5 protein-coding genes and 2 pseudogenes are annotated in these 4,623 nt (G+C 36.3%); all 7 read right to left on the bottom strand.

Annotated features, from left to right (window positions below; all coding sequences use genetic code 11):
* Positions 1 to 91: 91 nt before the first annotated feature.
* The 7 genes and pseudogenes from HT671_RS09435 to HT671_RS09405 all read right to left on the bottom strand — a co-directional run bounded on the left by HT671_RS09435 (position 92) and on the right by HT671_RS09405 (position 4,438).
* Complete coding sequence (locus HT671_RS09435) at positions 92 to 1,705, bottom strand: ribonuclease Y (protein WP_000404950.1); 1,614 nt, start codon at positions 1,703 to 1,705, stop codon at positions 92 to 94.
* Positions 1,706 to 1,786: 81 nt separating this feature from the next.
* A pseudogene (locus HT671_RS09430) lies at positions 1,787 to 2,042 on the bottom strand (recombinase family protein); the annotation flags it as partial.
* 136 nt (positions 2,043 to 2,178) lie between these two features.
* Positions 2,179 to 2,847, bottom strand: coding sequence for a DUF4564 domain-containing protein (locus tag HT671_RS09425; RefSeq protein ID WP_240153279.1), 669 nt, complete (start codon positions 2,845 to 2,847; stop codon positions 2,179 to 2,181).
* Between the two features lie 133 nt (positions 2,848 to 2,980).
* Positions 2,981 to 3,121, bottom strand: coding sequence for a hypothetical protein (locus tag HT671_RS09420; protein WP_000899898.1), 141 nt, complete (start codon positions 3,119 to 3,121; stop codon positions 2,981 to 2,983).
* Positions 3,075 to 3,578, bottom strand: a pseudogene (locus HT671_RS12100) (KilA-N domain-containing protein); the annotation flags it as partial. The pseudogene HT671_RS12100 and the gene HT671_RS09420, both read right to left, overlap by 47 nt.
* A gap of 347 nt (positions 3,579 to 3,925) precedes the next feature.
* Positions 3,926 to 4,180: a Txe/YoeB family addiction module toxin gene (locus HT671_RS09410; RefSeq protein WP_000924721.1), complete on the bottom strand. Its 255-nt coding sequence runs from the start codon at positions 4,178 to 4,180 to the stop codon at positions 3,926 to 3,928.
* Between the two features lie 3 nt (positions 4,181 to 4,183).
* Entirely contained in the window at positions 4,184 to 4,438 is a 255-nt protein-coding gene (locus HT671_RS09405; RefSeq protein WP_000388571.1) for a type II toxin-antitoxin system Phd/YefM family antitoxin, read from the bottom strand.
* Between the last annotated feature and the right edge of the window lie 185 nt (positions 4,439 to 4,623).

Here is a 4,623-nt window from a genome sequence, read left to right as displayed (position 1 = left end):
GATTTTCGAAGAGTATTACACCTCAGATGCACCACATGCCCGTCGTACTTCAAAAAAACTGAAGTCAGATTTCACTGACCTCAGTTTTTTATTATTTAGCATAATCTACTGCACGAAGCTCACGAATCACGGTTATCTTGATATTTCCTGGGTAATCGAGATTGTTTTCAATTTTCTCACGAACTTTGTGAGCTAAGATTGTGACTTTGTCGTCCTTGATTTTTCCTGGATTGACCATGATACGAATTTCACGTCCTGCTTGAAGGGCAAAGCTATTTTGTACCCCTTCAAAGCCGTTCGCAATTTCTTCCAAATCATGGAGACGCTTGATGTAGCTTTCAAGAGACTCACTACGAGCACCTGGACGAGCTGCGCTCAAGGCATCTGCTGCAGCAACGATAACTGCAATGACGCTCTCAGCTTCAACATCTCCGTGGTGACTAGCAATCGTATTGACCACAACTGGATGTTCCTTGTACTTACGTGCCAATTCCATACCGATTTCAACGTGGCTACCTTCAACCTCGCGGTCAATGGCTTTTCCGATGTCGTGAAGGAATCCAGCACGACGGGCAAGAGCCGCATTCTCACCAAGCTCGCTGGCCATAATACCAGCTAACTTAGCAACCTCAATCGAATGGCGCAAAACATTTTGGCCATATGAAGTCCGGAATTGCAAGCGACCCATAATCTTCATCAAGTCTGGATGAAGGTTTGGTGCGCCAATCTCATAGGCAGCAGCCTCACCGTATTCACGGATCTTATTGTCAATCTCTTGACGGTTTTTCTCAACCAACTCTTCGATACGAGCTGGGTGGATACGACCATCCTTGAGCAACATTTCCATAGTCATACGGGCAATCTCACGACGAATCGGATCAAATCCTGACAAGGTCACCACTTCTGGTGTATCGTCGATAATCACATCGACCCCTGTCAAACTTTCAAAGGTACGAATGTTACGACCTTCACGACCAATAATGCGTCCCTTCATAGTATCGTCTGGCAGATGAACCGTTGAGTTTGTTGACTCCGCTACATATTCACCAGCGATACGTTGCATAGCTTGAACCAGGATGTCCTTGGCCATTTTGTCAGAACGTTCCTTGACCTCTTGCTCAGCTTCGCGAATACGACTGGCAATCTCCTTGGTCAAGTTTTCCTCTGTCTGTGCCAAGATAATATCTCGTGCTTCTGCCTGAGACAGAGCACCAATACGCTCTAGTTCTGCTTCTTTTTGTCTTTCGACTTCCTCTAATTGCTCTTCACGCGCATCAAGGTTTTTCGCTCTATCAGAAATACTTTGTTCTTTTTGTTCAAGTGTTTGTTCTTTACTCGTCAAATTGTCGTCCTTACGGTCAAGGCTAGTAGCTCTCTCTGTCAAACGACTTTCGATTTGTTTGAGTTCTTGACGTTCTGATTTGAATTCAGCGTCCACTTCTTCACGGTATTTTCTGGCTTCTTCTTTGGCCTCCAATAGTGCTTCTTTTTTAAGAGACTTGCTTTCACGTTTGGCTTCATTAACAAGTAAATCCACTTCACGCTCAGCTTGTCCACGTAAATTAGTTGCTTCTTGTTCAGCATTTAAAAGCATCAACTCTGCAGCTTCCTGAGATGATTTCATCTTAGCTGAGATGCTGACATATCCAATGACTAAACCAATGATGACGGCAAAAACAGCAATCGCAAGCGACATGATTTCCATGTTTTTACCTCATTTTATTGTTATTCCGAATGACATACATTCTTTTACATTCTACCATAAAAAAGTAATTTTCACAAACCTTAAATGGATATCGCTAACATCCGCATTATCACTATCATAGTTATCATTTACAGATATAAAGCGAATACCTTTTTTCAAGAAATATCTTTTGTAAGTACTTTCCTGACTCGATATACTCTCTGCCGAAACGAGATAAATCTTTTACCATAATGATAGAAAACTTTCCTTTATTCAGGTCATCAATCATATTCTTAAAATTTGGTCGCTCAAAATTAGAACCACTATATCCATCATCTACATATTCATAGGATAATTCAATAGATTTCTCTTCTACCTCAAAAGCAAAAAGGATAAATTCCCCCTACACTTAAAATTTATCCCTCTTGGTAACCTCTTTTATTAATTTTTTTGATAAAGAAAACGCACATTTTATTTAACTGGTGCTGAAATATTTATAATAATATTTTTTTAGTTCTTTCTAGAATAATGATATTAAGATTTTTCATATATCTTATATATTCTTCTTCTGTGCTAGCAATCCTAATATCTTCTTTATCTAAAAAGACAACCTGATTGTTCTCTAAATCTGATTTAATTAAATCTATAATTTTATTTTGCTCATATATAAATCCTTCTAACTTAAAAAACTCGACAAATTTCTCAAATCCATTTTTACAATTATCATCATCAAAAAATAGTTCAAACCATTCACGGTAATTCTCTATAGCATAATCTATTTTTGAATTATTATTTCCCGCAAACCATTCTTTTATAGCATATAGTGTTAAATCAAAACGATCATAATATCCTTTATAAATTCCATTCTTGATTCTAGGTTTTCCACCTCTAGCTGTATTAACGGTTTCTGATTTTCCACCACCTCTAGGGAAAAGAATGTGTCCACCTATTGTTCTTGAAATACTCAAATGATCTAAAATTATTCTGTCGTTTAATCCTGCCTTTCTTGCCCAATAAATAGAGGCTCCTATATAATCACTTGATAATAAATACTTATCCTTATCAATAAATAAAGTATAAAAATCTCCATTTCCAAAGTTTTGGCATTTATTACATACAGATGTTATTTTAAGTTTTTCTTTTGAATCATCATCAAAAAACATCTTACATAAATCATCGTACAACGCCTTACTACATACATCAGGATCCTTTCTATTATATAATGAAAAACCTTTGGGGAAAATAAGGATATAAATCAAATAGATAATTTTTAAACTTCATATTTATTACTCTCCATTAAATCTTTTTAGGAAATTTAAAGTCAAATTTTCCTCCAAGCACACCCGCACTTACTCCCGCAACTACTACAAGTGTTGTACTAATTGTTCCTATTTTCTTCACGCCACTGTTTAGCTCTTTTGTTAAATAAAACAACATTGATCATATCTGCTTCACTTACATACTTGTAAGACAACTGTTCGTTGGTAAGATCTTTTAAGAGATATTCTTTGATTGCATCTGTATGAATTTTGTAGTTAATCTTAGAAATTTCTCTATTCAAATTCCAGCCTAATGATATCTTAGAATTTTAATCTGACTTAAGTCTTTTGTAATCCTGAATTACATACATCTTAAATTCAGCAGAAATACATGAAGCAAATTCAAAGGCAATATCTGTATGTGCAAATGCACCACCATATCTTCCACCTTTTGAGATAATTCCGATTGCTCCAGTTTTCTCTACCCATTTCTTAGGAGACAATGTAAATGAATTATATCCAGCTTCCGATTTAATTCGGTCGAATTCGACCGAATTGAAATTCATGTTGTTTAAGCTTTTCCATAAACCAAGAAACTCAATTGTATCTTTTCTTCTCATCCAATTTTTAATTACATCACTCGATACTTATCCGAACGATAAGCTCCACGTAAGGTGTTCGCAATCGACCAAACTGCATTGACTACATTTGAAATCTGAACATCGTTCGACTGGAATATCGGTAGTTTTTCTTTAAAATTAGACATTTGCTTCCCCTGTTTTTATGATTTACAATTCTCTTCATTATACCACAAATTAAGAGTTATAAAGCGAATTCAAGGGTAAAGATCGAAGTTCATATACTAACTTTCTTTTCTGAGTTTTTGTCTTTTGTATTAGGGATTCTGTCATTTTCCAAAAAACTTTATCTTAAACTTACTAATAAAAATTTAAAAAATAAAAAGCCTACTTCGCAGTAGACTTTAGTAATGATCTTTAAAGGACAAGAAAGCCACGCTATCTCCATCCATCATATAAATCAAGCGATTTTCTGCATCAATACGCCGTGACCAGGCTCCTTGGTAATCATATTTGAGTGGCTCTGGTTTTCCTATTCCTGTAAATGGATCGCGTTGAATATCCTTGATTAATTTATTGATTCTTTTTAGTGTTTTTTTATCTTGGTTTTGCCAGTAGCAATAATCTGCCCACGCATCTTCTGTAAACTTGAGTAGCATTCATCACTCCTCAATCACATGGACCTGAATGCTTCCAGCACGGACTTGAGCCATTCCTCGCAAAACCTTGTCTGATAACTCCTTATTTTGAGCGATTCTCAGGGTTTCCTGAATACTGTCCCATTCGCTCTTTGAAAGAACTACAATGTCCTCATCTGGATTTTTATTGACCACCGTCAAAGGCTCAAATTCATCATTTACCTTCTTCATGTAGTCCTTTAAATGATTTCGGAATGTTGAGTAAAGGACTGCTTCCATAACCATACCTCGTTTTAGCTCTTTTCCACTATTATACACGAAAAGAAAGAAATTGTCAGGAACTTGTACAAGATTTTCTTTTCCATCTATTTATACTCAATGAAAATCAAAGAGCAAACTAGGAAACTAGCCGCAGGTTGCTCAAAGCACTGCTTTGAGGTTGTAGATAAGACTGACGAAGTCAG

Origin of the sequence: Streptococcus sp. 2741 (assembly GCF_013276315.1) — a bacterium.
Taxonomy (GTDB): domain Bacteria; phylum Bacillota; class Bacilli; order Lactobacillales; family Streptococcaceae; genus Streptococcus; species Streptococcus pseudopneumoniae.
Note: the sequence above shows the minus strand (reverse complement) of the source record. Positions and strands in the feature narration are given on the sequence as shown.